At 33.2% G+C, this 14,018-nt stretch carries 15 protein-coding genes; all 15 read left to right on the top strand.

The window, feature by feature from the left end; genetic code table 11:
- Positions 1-13: 13 nt before the first annotated feature.
- On the top strand, positions 14-763 hold the full coding sequence (gene deoC / locus ISP73_04885) for a deoxyribose-phosphate aldolase (protein MBL6657922.1): 750 nt from the start codon (positions 14-16) through the stop codon (positions 761-763).
- Between the two features lie 17 nt (positions 764-780).
- Positions 781-2,112, top strand: coding sequence for a flippase (locus tag ISP73_04880; protein MBL6657921.1), 1,332 nt, complete (start codon positions 781-783; stop codon positions 2,110-2,112).
- Positions 2,109-3,032, top strand: a complete 924-nt coding sequence (locus ISP73_04875; GenBank protein MBL6657920.1) for a sulfotransferase — start codon at positions 2,109-2,111, stop codon at positions 3,030-3,032. The genes ISP73_04880 and ISP73_04875 overlap by 4 nt, the downstream gene beginning before the upstream one ends.
- Positions 3,016-3,597, top strand: coding sequence for an acyltransferase (locus tag ISP73_04870; GenBank protein MBL6657919.1), 582 nt, complete (start codon positions 3,016-3,018; stop codon positions 3,595-3,597). Before ISP73_04875 ends, ISP73_04870 begins: the two co-directional genes overlap by 17 nt.
- 3 nt (positions 3,598-3,600) lie before the next feature.
- Positions 3,601-4,821, top strand: coding sequence for a hypothetical protein (locus tag ISP73_04865; protein MBL6657918.1), 1,221 nt, complete (start codon positions 3,601-3,603; stop codon positions 4,819-4,821).
- Entirely contained in the window at positions 4,806-5,939 is a 1,134-nt protein-coding gene (locus ISP73_04860; GenBank protein MBL6657917.1) for an NAD-dependent epimerase/dehydratase family protein, read from the top strand. The genes ISP73_04865 and ISP73_04860 overlap by 16 nt, the downstream gene beginning before the upstream one ends.
- Positions 5,936-6,838 carry a glycosyltransferase family 2 protein gene (locus ISP73_04855; protein ID MBL6657916.1) on the top strand — a complete coding sequence of 301 codons (903 nt, stop codon included), beginning with the start codon at positions 5,936-5,938 and terminating at the stop codon, positions 6,836-6,838. The genes ISP73_04860 and ISP73_04855 overlap by 4 nt, the downstream gene beginning before the upstream one ends.
- Positions 6,838-7,686, top strand: a complete 849-nt coding sequence (locus ISP73_04850) for a sulfotransferase (protein MBL6657915.1) — start codon at positions 6,838-6,840, stop codon at positions 7,684-7,686. Before ISP73_04855 ends, ISP73_04850 begins: the two co-directional genes overlap by 1 nt.
- On the top strand, positions 7,671-8,786 hold the full coding sequence (locus ISP73_04845) for a glycosyltransferase family 4 protein (protein ID MBL6657914.1): 1,116 nt from the start codon (positions 7,671-7,673) through the stop codon (positions 8,784-8,786). The genes ISP73_04850 and ISP73_04845 overlap by 16 nt, the downstream gene beginning before the upstream one ends.
- Before the next feature lie 24 nt (positions 8,787-8,810).
- Positions 8,811-10,409: a hypothetical protein gene (locus ISP73_04840; protein MBL6657913.1), complete on the top strand. Its 1,599-nt coding sequence runs from the start codon at positions 8,811-8,813 to the stop codon at positions 10,407-10,409.
- A 129-nt stretch (positions 10,410-10,538) separates the two neighbouring features.
- Entirely contained in the window at positions 10,539-11,393 is an 855-nt protein-coding gene (cyoE, locus tag ISP73_04835) for a protoheme IX farnesyltransferase (protein MBL6657912.1), read from the top strand.
- Entirely contained in the window at positions 11,390-11,956 is a 567-nt protein-coding gene (locus ISP73_04830; protein MBL6657911.1) for a cytochrome c oxidase subunit 3, read from the top strand. The genes cyoE and ISP73_04830 overlap by 4 nt, the downstream gene beginning before the upstream one ends.
- A gap of 29 nt (positions 11,957-11,985) precedes the next feature.
- Entirely contained in the window at positions 11,986-12,882 is an 897-nt protein-coding gene (locus ISP73_04825) for a cytochrome c oxidase subunit 3 (protein MBL6657910.1), read from the top strand.
- Positions 12,883-12,899: 17 nt separating this feature from the next.
- A complete protein-coding gene (locus ISP73_04820) occupies positions 12,900-13,217 on the top strand; it encodes a cytochrome C oxidase subunit IV family protein (GenBank protein MBL6657909.1) in 318 nt (105 codons plus the stop codon).
- Between the two features lie 3 nt (positions 13,218-13,220).
- Positions 13,221-13,907, top strand: coding sequence for an SCO family protein (locus ISP73_04815; protein MBL6657908.1), 687 nt, complete (start codon positions 13,221-13,223; stop codon positions 13,905-13,907).
- The last annotated feature ends 111 nt before the right edge of the window (positions 13,908-14,018 follow it).

The raw sequence follows: 14,018 nt of genomic DNA, 5'->3' as shown, positions 1-14,018 counted from the left end.
ATTCAGAGCATTTATGACTGAACCTATTACCGATTTTTTCGATTCCACCTATCTTAAAACTTCCGAACAACAACAGATTTCAGAAGAAGAAAATATAGTCAATATCACTTCTGTAATTAACGAAGCTATTGAGTATAAATTCAAACTTGTTATGATACGGCAGCAATATATTTCATTAGCTAGAAAGTTGATATCAGCTAACGAAAGTAAATTACTTGTAGGCACAGTCATTGATTTTCCGTTCGGCAATTCTTCATGCCGTCAAAAGCTTGAAGAGATACAATCAGCCATTGATTTGGGTGCAGATGAAATTGATATAGTCATCAACTATTCCAGTTTTAAAAAAAGTAATATTTCTGAAGTTACTGAGGAGGTTATAAAGTGTACTTCTTTATGTCTTGAAAATGGAAAAATTACGAAATGGATTGTTGAATCGGCAGCCCTTACAATTGATGAATTATCATCAATTTGCACTCTTATAAAGAATACTGTTATTGAAAATTTTGGTAGCCAAAAAGCAAATGATGTATTTGTTAAATCTTCAACTGGATTTTTTAAAACTACTGACGGAAGTCCAAGTGGAGCAACACTTGAAGGAATTAAAACTATGATAAAAAATTCTTTCCCTTTGCCAGTAAAAGCATCAGGTGGAATACGAAATATAGAAGATTCCATCCGTATGATTAACTTAGGGGTTAAGCGACTTGGGACCTCTTCAGCACTCAAGATTTTAAAAGGCTTAGAGAGCAATTCTGACTACTAGTAATTCAACTTTTATCATTGAATAAAATTAGAACATATCTAACAAATTTATACGATGACATCCATCTTATGGAATTGCTGAAAGGGGCTTCTAGTACTTTGATAATAAAATTATTTGGCCTTATCGTAGGTTATGGTTTTGCGATTTATATTTCTAATAAGTATGGAGCCTTTGTTTTTGGTCAGTATGTAACGGCTTTATTAGTTGTAGAAATACTTAGTATAATTTCCCGTTTAGGAATCGACACATCTCTAGTTAGGTTTGTTTCAAAATATGCCAAAAAGGGTTCTTTAAAATTAATTAATCAGTTGTATTTCAAATCGGTTGCTTTAGTAACTTTTTCAGCTATTTTCTTCACCCTACTTTTATTGTTTTTCTCAGTCGAAATTGCAGACTTTATGAATCTGAATAGGGATTATTTATTGATAGTTTCGTTTTCCTTTATTCCTTTGGTTTTGTTTTATATGAATGTTCAGGCTATACGTGGATTGAAAAAAATGATATCGTATTCATTTTTAAATAATGTAGCCATAACCTTAGGGGTGTTCATTTTTCTAGTAATATTTTCAATATTTAGCGCATCGGATATGTTGCCGATTTACGCTTATGTTTCAAGTGTATTCATTCTTACCCTATTTTCTTACTTTTTGTGGTTTAATCATAAGGCAAAAGTTAAAGTAGAAGATTCAGATAATGAAGCTGCCTTATCGACTAACGAATTACTCACTACTTCTTTTCCACTATTACTAGGACAATCTATGATGATTATTATGGGAAAAGTAGATTTGTTTATGCTAGCAAATATGAGTGGGTCAGCACAAGTAGGCATATATAATGTCGCCCTGAAATTATCGATGTTGTCTTATATGGGACTGATGGCAGTTAATAGTATTGCTGCACCAAAATTTTCTGAAATTCATTCCTCTGGAGATATAGATGGGCTAAAAAAGATTGTCCAACAATCAACTAAAACAATTTTTTGGTTGAGCATACCTGTGCTAATTGTATTATTGCTCTTTCCTGAATTCATTTTGAGTATGTTTGGCGATGAATTCAAAGTAGCATCATACACTTTAGTGATATTATCCATAGGCAAAATGTTTAGTGCTATTTCTGGTTCTGTAGGTACATTTCTTCAAATGGTTGGTAAGCAAAAAGTATTTCAAAACATACTTATCTTAGCAGCAATAATTAACGTAGTATTAAATTATTTGCTCATACCCATTTATGGTATTGGTGGGGCAGCCATAGCAAGTGCAGTTTCAGGAATATTTTGGAATGCATCAATGATAATTTACATTAAAAAGAAATTTGGTTTTTACACCATATATATACCTTGGATTAGATGATAAAGTGTCCTAATTTTTTTATTGTTGGAGCTCCAAAGTCTGGGACAACTTCCCTTTACCATTATTTGAAGCAACACCCAGATATATGTATTCCAGAGAAAGAGCCTCGTTATTTTATTAAAGACTCGATTCTCGAAGTATCTGATGAGGATCCTATAAAACCCTACCTTCTTAGAAGTTCTGTTTTAGATGAAAAAGAATATTTTGACTTATATAAAGGCAAGACTGAAAAGATTTTATGCGACTCAAGCACTCAGTATTTATTTCATCATGACGAGGTTATTCCAAAAATTAAAGCATTACAGAATGAGCCGAAAATATTAATCTTATTAAGAAACCCTGTCGAAAGATCGTATTCGAATTATCAGCACAATTTGTCAACATTTGAAAATTTAAGTTTTGATAAGGCTATTGATGAAGAAGAGCAACGTTTAGAGAAAAAATTTAATTCCTTTTGGTACTATAAACACCTAAGTTTGTATTCCAAACATGTCGGTGCATATCAAAAGGAATTCAAGGAGGTTAAGGTTTTATTTTTTGAAAACTTCATAAAGGATATTAACGGAACACTTTCAGATATCTTTGAGTTTTTAGAAGTAGACCCGTCTTTTGTGCCTTCTAATTTTATGGTAAATAAGAAGAGTACAGGAGTTCCTAAAAGGCAATGGCTAAACTCTCTATTGCAGTATTTTTCAAATGTTAAAGTTCTTAAAAAAGTGTTTTACAGCCTTTTTGGACAAGACAAGACTAAACTTATGAGAGAGTTAATTATGCGAAAGAACTTAACAAAATCAAAGAAGGAAATGGATGATGCTATTAGATTGAAATTAGAATCTTTTTTCTTGGATGATATGAATAAATTAAAAGAGATATTACCTTTACACAATGTCAACTGGCTGAACAATGGAAAGGATTCATAATTTTTTAAAAAAGATTTATGATAAAGCATTTACTGAGCTTTATCGAAGCTCGTTTAAAAAAATGGGTAGAAAATCGATTTTATGTATGCCATTTAGTGTTAATGGGGCTAAATACATATCCATAGAATCGGAGGTTTATATAAAGCCTAACTCATGGCTTCTTGCTCTTGATGATGACGCTTCAACAAATGAAAAATTAAGTATTGGCTCCAAAACTTATATTGGAAGAAATGTGCATATTGTTGCAATAAAAGGAGTTCATATTTCTAGCGATGTATTGATAAGCGATAATGTTTATTTGGCTGATAATTATCATCATTTTGAAAATGGAAACAAACCCTATAAAGACCAAGGTGTTGGGTTCAAAAAAGAAGTGCTCATAGGTCAAGGGTCCTGGTTAGGAGAAAATGTATGTGTGCTGTCTTCTCATATAGGCAAACAGTGTATTATAGGAGCAAATTCAGTGGTTACAAAAGACATCCCTGACTATTCAATGGCTGTAGGTACTCCGGCAAAAGTGATAAAGAAGTTTGATTACACTACTAACTGTTGGATTGAGGTGTAGCAAATGGAAATTGATTTAAAAAAATATAATTTCAACTGGTTCCCAATGCTATTACTTTTATTTTCAGCAGGAACTATTGGCTATGTATTTTTTAGAAAAGAATTGCTTTTTGTAATATTCTTTTTATTCTTAATTATATTTTTTATTAGAGGTTTATATAAAAATGAGCTCGTCAGATTTTTTCAGTTGTTTGCTCTATTTTCACTACTTCTAACTGTAAACTACTATTTTGCCGTTGAAAAGCAGTCTATCCAAAAATTATTAGCAAATATTTTAATATTTACGACTTCAATTTTTTCGGCACTATATTATTCCAGAGAAGAAAATAAAAATAAATTCATTTCTCATTTACGTATCTTATTAAAGATTGTGTTAGTTCATAGCCTAATCAACTTCTTTATATACCCATACATTGAACTTAACTTGACTGAAATTAGTAATGAAAGGTATGATTGTCTGACCTATAATTACTTGTTTTATTATTTAGGAGAAACACATCTTATCAAATTTTCTGCATTTGAAATGGCTCGAAACCAAGGAATCTTTTGGGAGCCAGGCATATTGCAAATCTTTATGAACCTTTTATTATTTATTGAGGCATTTATAATGAAAAAAAGAGGATTAGTTTTTTGGCTTTCTATATTTTCAATTGTCAGCACTTTTTCTACTACAGGTTTTGTAGTGATGTTGGTTCAATTGATTTTATATTTCTTTAACACTTTCAAACAAAACATATTTATATCTGCTATTGTTTTTGGACTTATTGGCGTGGTCTATTTAATTACTGCTGCAAATGTGCAAAATAAAATATCTGGAGATGGAAAAGTTTCTTTTCAAGCGAGATTATTTGATTTAGTTCAACCTTTATATATACTAGCAGATAGTCCGCTAACTGGAGTGGGATTAGATGAGGAGCAATATGTTAGCACCCGGCAAAGCACATCATATTCTTTAAACCTTGATGCTGTTGATTTTACGAACAGAAAAAAAGGATCGACAAATTCGGTAACCTTTTTTTTAGCTGCAGCAGGAATTCCATTTTTCTTTGTGGTGTTCTATATGCTTTACAATCAGCAGTTATTTTTGGAAAAACGATTATGGTTTTTTATATTTATAGTAATTTCTTTGATGTCAGAGCCACTATTACTTAGGCCATTTTTCTTAACCTTTGTGATGTCTGGAACGATACATTTTTTTGAACAATTTAGATGGAAAGAATATTAATTACGGGAGGAGCAGGCTTTATTGGCTCAAGACTAAGTTTGTACTTGGTTGAGCAAGGGTACGAAGTAACTGTAATGGATAATCTTTCAAAACAGATTCATTCAGATAAACCTGAAGAGTCTTTTTTATACACCTCCATAAAAGGGAAAGTCCACTTTATTCACGGTGATGTACGCAGCCTTGATGATTGGCAAAAAGCCATTGATGGAAATGACATCATAGTACACTTGGCAGCCGAAACAGGCACAGGCCAGTCTATGTATCAAATAGACAAATATGTTGAGGTCAATTGTGGTGGAACAGCCAAAATGCTCGATGTTTTGGCAAACTCCCAACACACCATAAAAAAAGTGATAGTTGCTTCATCAAGAGCTATCTATGGAGAAGGAAAATACCGTTGTGAAAAACATGGAGAAGTTTTTCCAGAAAAAAGAAGTCAAGGTCATTTAGAAAACGGAAAATTTGAGTGTTTTTGTAATTTTTGTGGTGGACCATTAGACCTTATCCCTACTGATGAAAGCTCTAAAATTCACCCTGAATCAATTTATGGCATAACAAAAAGCAGCCAAGAGCAAATGGTGTTAATGAGCTGTGAGAGTTTGAGTATTTCGGCTGTAGCTCTAAGGTATCAGAATGTTTATGGTCCAGGTCAATCGTTAACTAATCCCTATACAGGCATACTATCAATTTTTTCAACTCGAATACTTAATAATAACCCAATTAACGTTTTTGAAGACGGTAATGAGAGTAGGGACTTCGTGTATATAGATGATGTGATAAACGCTACTGTATTAGCAATTCAAATGGATATTAAAAACAATATCGCATTAAATGTTGGCTCTGGAGTTTCAACGACAGTAAAGCATCTAGCCGACAGCCTGAAAAAGCTTTATGACTCAGATGTTGAGGTCAATGTTTCTGGAGATTATAGAATAGGTGATATTCGTCATAATAAAGCGAATATAGAAAAGGTAGAAGAAGTGTTAGGTTTCATTCCTAAAACATCATTCGATGTGGGTCTGCGAAACTTTGTTGATTGGGTAAAGCAACAAGATGTTCAATCTGATGATTATGAGAAATCTATCAACGAAATGAAGAAAAAAGGCTTGATGAAATGAAAATAGGAATTGTAACCGTTACGTATAACAGTGAACATGTCTTAGCCGATTTTTTCAACTCAATTCAGCAACAAGAATATAAAAATTTTCTTCTTTTTTTTATTGACAATGCTTCATCAGACAAATCGGTAGACAACATTAATTCATGGAACTTTACTAATAAAATACTCGTTGAAAACAAGCAAAATTTAGGTATAGCAACAGGTAATAATCAAGGCATAAAGTTAGCTATTGAAAACGATTGTGATTTTGTCCTTTTACTTAATAACGATACAGTCTTTGAATCTAGCTTACTGTCTAAATTACTGAACACTCAAAGAAAGTATGGTTCAAGTGTAGTGGTTCCTAAGATGAATTATTTTTCCCCTCCCAACAAAATTTGGTATGCGGGCGGATTTTATAATAAGAATAAAGCCTTATTGAATTATCACAGAGGTCAAGGAGAAGTTGATACTCAGCAGTATAATGAAGACGATATTGTTGACTATGCACCTTCATGTTGTGTGTTAATTCACAAAAAAGTCTTTGAGGATATTGGGTATATGGATGAAAAATATTTCGTTTATTTTGATGACTCTGACTTTTTTTACAGACTTAAGCTTGATGATAGACATGAGATAAGATATATGCATAATGTGGAGTTTTTTCATAAAATTGGAAGCCTAACAAAGTCCAGAAGTTCAAAGGGCTCAAATTATTACAGTGATTTTTTCATTAAACAAAACTGCAAAAATCATGTATACTTTTTGAAAAAAAATGAATCACGCTTTTCAATTATATACCTTATTCAATTATGGTTTTATGTGACTTTAAGGTTTTTTTTCAGCGTTAATTTTGAAAAAAAATGGAGCACCTTTAAATTAATTCAGTCCTCATATTTTAAAGGATTAAAAATGTAATGATGAAGGTAAATACATTTATAGTTGGCGCTCCAAAAGCAGGAACAACCTCTCTTCATTTTTATTTAAGTAAACATGCTAAAGTAAGCATGAGTACAGTCAAAGAGCCTAACTTTTTTTCATCAAAAGAAGTCTCCTCCTTATATTACAATTCTAAGTCAATTGAAAGCACAAAAAACTATCATAATCTATTTGCTGAAGATAAAAAGATAATGGGTGAGGCCAGTGTGTCTTACCTTTTCTATGAAGATGTTCCAAAGCGTATTTATGATTACAATAAGAATGCTAAAATCATCATTATGCTAAGAAGCCCAGTCGAAAGGGCGTTATCTCATTACCTTATGGATTGTCGGTTAGGGTTTTGTAATGTGAGTTTTGAAGATATTATTTCAAACAAAGAAAAATATCCAAAATTTTTTCAGCAGTTCATAGAGTTGGGTTTATATCATGCTCAGCTTGAACGTTATCTTTCTACTTTTGGAAAAGATAAAGTGAAAATCATTTTTTATTCTGATTTTAAAAATAATACTGCTCAAGTTATGGAAGAGCTTGTGGACTTTTTAGAAATTGAAAAATTGGATACAGACTTTACTGTTCAAAACCCTTTCTTATCCCCATCGTCTACAATCATCTCTTTTCTTTACAAGTACAATTGGGTAAGAAAATCCGTTAAGTTTTTACTTTCAAAAAAGAACCTAGATCGTCTGAGAAAAGCAGTTTTTCTTAAAAAAAGCAAGCCTGTATTTTCAGATGAACTAAAATCAAAAATAAGATTACATTACCTAACTGACATTGAAAAAATAGAGTCCATGTTAGAAGTAGATTTAAGTAGATGGAAAAAAGAGTAGCCATAATAGATCCTGTTGGGATAAAAAGTGGCATGAATCATTATGATACATATTTATGCCAAGCCCTAGACAATATAAATGTTCAGACTTTTATTTACTCTAACTTTGAGTACCGTTCAAAATCTATAGTTGCAAAAGTGTTTTTTGGAACGTTCTTTTCGTCAAAAATTCATCAAACATTTAACTTCTTGAAGGGAATGGTTTTGTCTTGTTTAGATTGTAAAAGACAAGGCGTAAAAGAGCTTATAGTACATGTGTTTTCTACGCATAATATGGCCTTTTTTACGTATTTGATAAGTAAGTTTTTTGGTTTTAAAATCATTACCATTTCTCATGATGTTTCATCTTTCACGAATCAAGACAATAGTCTGTATCACCGATTAATATACAACCATTGGTCAGAGCATATAATAGTACACAACGACTATTCTAGGAAAAATTTACTCCCTTTAATATCTCCTAAAGTGCATTCTAAAATTCGCATAATAAAACATGGAGGATTTACAGATTTACCAGATTCTAACATTACCAAAACGATTGCTCGAAAGGAATTAAAACTAGACGCTGATTCCCCATATATCCTTTTCTTTGGTAGATTTAAACCCACTAAACGACTTGATGTTTTGTTAAGAGCTATTCCAAAAGTTAATCCGAATGTTCGTTTGATAATTGCAGGCGATACAGGAAAAGAAAATTTTGAAAAGTATCAAAAAATCATTGATGAGCTTAATATAAGCCAACGCTTAATTTTGGACATAAATTATATTTCTGACGCTAGAAGAGAATTGTATTTTAAAGCGGTGGATGCTATGATTTTACCCTACGAAATAATTTTTCAGAGTGGAGTTCTACTTATGGCGATGTCCTATGGGTTACCGGTAGTAGCCTCCAACATTACTCCTTTTGAAGAAGTCGTAGAGCATAATAAAAATGGATTGCTTTTTGAATCACTTAGTATCGACGATTTAGCCGACAAGATTAATAGTCTTTTCGACGGCAAGAAGTCAATAAATACTTATTCAAAGTCAGCGCTTGAAACAATGAACTCTAGTTTTTCGTGGAATCAAATAGCAGCCTCGTACAAAAGTTTACTGTCTTAATCTTTTAATTACCTTTGTTTAAATATGAAAAGGATACTCTTTCAATTTATTTTTCTCTTGATATTTAAGGCTTCATTTGCTCAGTTTAATACCCCTTTGAGTCATGCCTATTATGCCAATTTTGAGAAAGATTCGCATGCTATTGGAATTTCGGAACATACATCTATTAAACCTTTTAAATTATCCTTGAATGATACCTCGTATTATAGTTCAATTTTCCCTATTGAAACAAAAAAAACCTATCTCCACAATTTTTTGAATGATAATTTATTTTTTGTAAAATCAAAAAATTACGACTTTTATGTAAACCCCCTTTTACATCTAGAAATTGGTGCTGATGATGAAAACAGATATGTGAATACTCGAGGAATTGAGCTTAAAGGTAGAATAGGTGATAAAGTACGTTTTAACTCCTCTTTTTATGAAAATCAGATGAATGTATCTGATTATATCTACGATTATATGCTGACTCACGACAGGGTGGTTCCTGGCCAGGGAATGGCAAAAAAAAATAATTCTGTTCCCAATTCCGATTTAGATTTTTATTTTTCCCAAGCCTATGTAAATTATGATGCGAATGACTATTTTAACTTTGAAATAGGTCATGGTAAACATTTCTTCGGCGACGGTTATCGCTCTATGTTATTGTCCGATAACTCCTTCAACTATCCTTACTTTAAGATAACTACTAGTATCTGGAAAGTAAAGTATGTTAACCTTTTTTCAAGCCTTCAACAGATTGATTGGGATTCAGAGACTACCGCCCATAATGGTTTCCCTGATCTCAGTCGTGAAAAATTTAACGCGACTCATTATTTGAGTGCAAATATTGGCAGTCGATTAACATTAAATATCTTTGAGTCTATCATATTGGGAGAAGATAGCTTAGGCAATGTTTTTGACATCAATTACTTAAATCCAATAATATTCTACAGACCCGTTGAATATTCGGTTTCCTATTCTAGACAAGGCAATGCTATTATGGGATTAGGCTTTAAATACAAGCTTTCTGATTTATCTCATTTGTATGGACAAGTAGTTCTTGATGAATTCACTTTGTCTGAGTTAAGAGCAAGAAATGGCTATTGGGCTAATAAATTTGGGGGGCAAATAGGCTTTAAATGTTTTGACTTATTTGGGTATGAGAATTTAAGTTTTCAAACGGAGATAAACTCAGCAAGACCGTTTACATTTAGCCATAAAAGTCCCATTTTATCCTACGCACATTATTCACAGCCATTGGCTCACCCTCTTGGAGCAAACTTTATAGAGAATGTAAGCATATTGAGGTACCGAAAGGATAGGTGGACTGCTGATTTAAAAGTAGTTGTTGCTCAACATGGTGGTCAAATTGATGGTGACTCCAGAAACTACGGAAGTGATATTCTTGTTTCTTATGATGAAAATAGAGAAGATTATGGAAACGAAGTGGCTCAAGGAAATACTACTGACCTACAATTTGTAGATTTTAGAGTGGGTTATCTGATTAACCCTATCACCAATCTGAAGCTTGAGGTAGGAGTGTCCAGTAGAAATACAGAAGATTTAAGTATGAGTACGGAAAATCAATATTTATTTTTTGGACTTAAAACAGATTTAAGAAATATATACTACGATTTTTAGACCTTTTCTAAATTTGATAATATTTATCCTTTTAAGAGGGCTTTGAAAATAGAAAAAGTGGTAAATTTACACTTTGGAAAAAAACCTTTCAAATAATACGTAAGTTACATTAAATCAACCACTTATAAAATGTCTTTAAGCGACATTCTTCAACTTTCAAAAATTAGACTGACAACAAGTGTTGTTTTTTCTGCCATTGCTGGCTTTTTTATAGCAGGTGGAGCATTTAATTCTATCGACTTGCTATGTTTAATACTTGGCGGTTTTTTAGTTGTGGCTTCGTCGAACGGCTTCAATCAGATTATTGAAAAAGATTTGGACAAGCTTATGCTGAGAACTGCCGATCGTCCGTTACCAAAAAGTAGGATGAAAGTCAATCAGGCTTTTTTCTTATCTGTTTTTATGGGAGGTTTTGGAGTACTCCTCTTATTCATGATAAACTTGTATTGCGGGTTTTTTGGAGCCTTATCAGTATTGCTATATGTTTTAGCGTATACTCCTTTAAAAAGAACGACTTCATTTTCGGTATTTGTTGGAGCCTTTCCGGGAGCAATACCATTTATGTTGGGTTGGGTAGCAGTTACAAATGACTTTTCCATTGAAGCAGGAATACTTTTTGCCATACAGTTTATATGGCAATTTCCACACTTTTGGGCGATTGCTTGGGTTTGTGATGATGACTATACAAGAGCTGGATTCAAAATGTTGCCTGGTGGAAAAGATAAGGGTACAGCATCAAAAACCATGATATATACATTTTTTCTAATACCCTTGTCCATATTACCAGTATTCAGTTTCACAGGAGCATTAGAGATGTCCACTGTGGCATTGCTTTTGGCGGTATTGCTTGGACTATGGTTTTTTACAAAATCCCTTATCCTTTTTAAAACCTTAAAAGACGAAGACGCAAAAAAACTGATGTTTGCCTCATTCTTCTACCTTCCTATTTTACAATTAATCTATGTTATTGATAAACTATTATGACAACATTTGAAGAGCAAAAAAAGAAATCGGCTAAGCCGTTATTATGGATTTCAATGATAAGTATGGCAATGATTTTTGCCGGTCTTACCAGTGCTTATTTAGTGCGAAAAGCAGAAGGTAATTGGTTGGATTTCGAATTCCCAATATGGTTTTACCTGAGTACAGTCTTCATAATCCTTTCCAGCTTGACTATGAATTGGGCTAAGAAGAGCATAAAAAATGATGAGCTAGAAAAAGCACAAAAAGGCTTCAATTACACCCTTGTATTAGGATTGGCCTTTGCATTATCACAGTACATAACATGGCAAGTTTTATATACCAACGGTGTATATTTTACAGGTCCAGGAAGTAATGCGTCAGGCTCTTTTTTATATGTGCTTACTCTTATGCATTTATTTCATTTAGGAGGCGGGTTATTGGCCCTAGCAGTAACAACTTACAAAGCGAAAAAAGGAGCATACAATAGCAATAATTATCTAGGAGTTGAGCTTTGTGCTATTTTTTGGCACTTTCTTGACTTTTTATGGCTTTATTTATTCCTGTTTTTACTATATAATCATTAATATTGCAAAACTTTTCAAACCTAGAAAAAATGACAGACATCACTAAAAATGAAAAAGAAGCATGGTCTGGTGGAGAAAAACCATTTGTAGCGAGCTACGGCAAGCTAATGATGTGGTTCTTCCTAGTTTCAGATGCACTTACTTTCTCTGGATTTTTATCAGCATATGGTTTTATGCGATTCAAGTACTCGCATCTATGGCCAGTAGCTGAAGACGTATTTACACATTTCCCATTCTTACACGGCGACCATCCATTATTGTTCGTTGCCCTTATGACTTTCATACTTATTATGAGTTCCGTAACAATGGTATTGGCTGTAAATGCAGGAAACAAAAACGATAAAAAAGGAGTAACCCTTTGGATGTTACTAACCATAATTGGTGGATTTACCTTTTTAGGCTCTCAAGCATGGGAGTGGGGACACTTTATTCACGGCGATAAAGGAGGAATAGAATTACCAAACCATGAGATAGTTCATGTAGTAGATGAAGACGAACACTTTTACTCTATTTACGATTTGGTTGGTGTTGACTCATATGCCGATGATGTAAACATTACTATTGAAGATGTAAAAGAAGCGTTAGCTCAACGCCCAGATTTAGGAATACGATTAACTGATAAATCCGTAGTAAGCGATGCCGCAGCACAAGCGTATTTGAATAATGCAGAAGTAGTATTAGGCGCAAACTTAATCCGTAATGAATATGGACATCAGTTATTCGCTAATTTCTTTTACTTCATCACTGGATTTCACGGATTTCACGTTTTCAGTGGAGTGGTAATTTTAATAGTGATATTCGTTAATGTAATTAAAGGAACATACGAAAGAAGAGGACATTATGAAATGATTGAAAAAGTCGGACTGTATTGGCACTTTGTCGATTTAGTTTGGGTATTCGTATTTACATTCTTCTATTTAGTCTAACAATAAAAAATAATATTATGTCAGAGCAAACAGGAACATGGTGGATTTGGAGAGTATTTTGGATACTCCTTATCGTTACCGCTGTTGAGGTTATTTTAGGAATTATTAAGCCTGCAGTATTGATTGACAATTCATTTTTAGGAACAACCTTATTGAACCTAATCTTTATTGTTCTAACTATCATTAAGGCAGCTTATATTGTAATGGAATTCATGCACTTAGGACATGAGGTGAAGGGATTAAAACTTTCCATCTTATTACCTGCAGTTGTATTGATTCCTTACCTAGTATTTATTTTACTAACAGAAGGTCACTACATCTTCGGAACCTTATAAGAAATGAAGAAGTATAAAGGCTTATTAGCAGCCCTAATTCTCATACTGCCATCGGCTATTTATATTTTCTTTAGTTATGGCAATCATAACTTTGCCCATCTGCCTTATGTTGGTGGAGAAGATGAATCACAACACCAATATATCCCAGAATTTAGTTTTACCAATCAGTTTGGAGAGGCTATAAGCCAAGACGATTACAAAGGGAGTATCTACTTAGCGAATTTTGTCTTTACTACCTGTCCAACTATTTGCCCAGTGATGACTTACAATATGCGTCGCATACAGCAAAAGATGGAAAACTATTCTGATTTTAAAATCATTTCTCACTCTGTCTTCCCAGAATACGATACCCCAGAAGTATTGCTTGAATATGCTCAGAAGATGGAAGCCGATTTATCCAATTGGAATTTTGTAACCGGTAATCGAGAAGACATTTATGGCATTGCCAAAAGCTATTTCGTAAGTGCAATGGAAGACAGCACTGCAGAGGGCGGTTTCTTGCATTCAGAGTATTTTGTGCTTATTGATAAAGAGGGTCGAATCAGAGCACGAGAGGACGATAATGGAAATAATATTGGAGTCTATGACGGAACAAGCGATTACGAGGTAGATTTACTTATTGACGATATTAAGGTGTTAATGGCTGAGTACAATTTGGCGAAGAAGGATAAAGATGAATCAAAACGATAAATTTTATATACCACTTATTGTGGCTATATCGGTTATAATTCCATTAGCCGTAGCAGGGCTTATGTTTTTGCCGGATGATTTAAGACTCTCTTTCGGTGGTGCAGACTTGAG

This window comes from Flavobacteriales bacterium (assembly GCA_016779935.1).
Taxonomy (GTDB): Bacteria; Bacteroidota; Bacteroidia; order Flavobacteriales; family UBA7312.
This window is presented reverse-complemented; position numbering and strand designations above follow the sequence as displayed.

What these genes read in the sequence shown, in the direction of transcription:
- deoC (MBL6657922.1), top strand. Translation starts at nt 14, where the DNA reads ATGACTGAACCTATTACCGATTTTTTCGATTCCACCTATCTTAAAACT.
- ISP73_04875 (MBL6657920.1), top strand. Translation starts at nt 2,109, where the DNA reads ATGATAAAGTGTCCTAATTTTTTTATTGTTGGAGCTCCAAAGTCTGGG.
- ISP73_04870 (MBL6657919.1), top strand. Translation starts at nt 3,016, where the DNA reads ATGGAAAGGATTCATAATTTTTTAAAAAAGATTTATGATAAAGCATTT.
- ISP73_04865 (MBL6657918.1), top strand. Translation starts at nt 3,601, where the DNA reads ATGGAAATTGATTTAAAAAAATATAATTTCAACTGGTTCCCAATGCTA.
- ISP73_04860 (MBL6657917.1), top strand. Translation starts at nt 4,806, where the DNA reads ATGGAAAGAATATTAATTACGGGAGGAGCAGGCTTTATTGGCTCAAGA.
- ISP73_04855 (MBL6657916.1), top strand. Translation starts at nt 5,936, where the DNA reads ATGAAAATAGGAATTGTAACCGTTACGTATAACAGTGAACATGTCTTA.
- ISP73_04850 (MBL6657915.1), top strand. Translation starts at nt 6,838, where the DNA reads ATGATGAAGGTAAATACATTTATAGTTGGCGCTCCAAAAGCAGGAACA.
- ISP73_04845 (MBL6657914.1), top strand. Translation starts at nt 7,671, where the DNA reads ATGGAAAAAAGAGTAGCCATAATAGATCCTGTTGGGATAAAAAGTGGC.
- ISP73_04840 (MBL6657913.1), top strand. Translation starts at nt 8,811, where the DNA reads ATGAAAAGGATACTCTTTCAATTTATTTTTCTCTTGATATTTAAGGCT.
- cyoE (MBL6657912.1), top strand. Translation starts at nt 10,539, where the DNA reads ATGTCTTTAAGCGACATTCTTCAACTTTCAAAAATTAGACTGACAACA.
- ISP73_04830 (MBL6657911.1), top strand. Translation starts at nt 11,390, where the DNA reads ATGACAACATTTGAAGAGCAAAAAAAGAAATCGGCTAAGCCGTTATTA.
- ISP73_04825 (MBL6657910.1), top strand. Translation starts at nt 11,986, where the DNA reads ATGACAGACATCACTAAAAATGAAAAAGAAGCATGGTCTGGTGGAGAA.
- ISP73_04820 (MBL6657909.1), top strand. Translation starts at nt 12,900, where the DNA reads ATGTCAGAGCAAACAGGAACATGGTGGATTTGGAGAGTATTTTGGATA.
- ISP73_04815 (MBL6657908.1), top strand. Translation starts at nt 13,221, where the DNA reads ATGAAGAAGTATAAAGGCTTATTAGCAGCCCTAATTCTCATACTGCCA.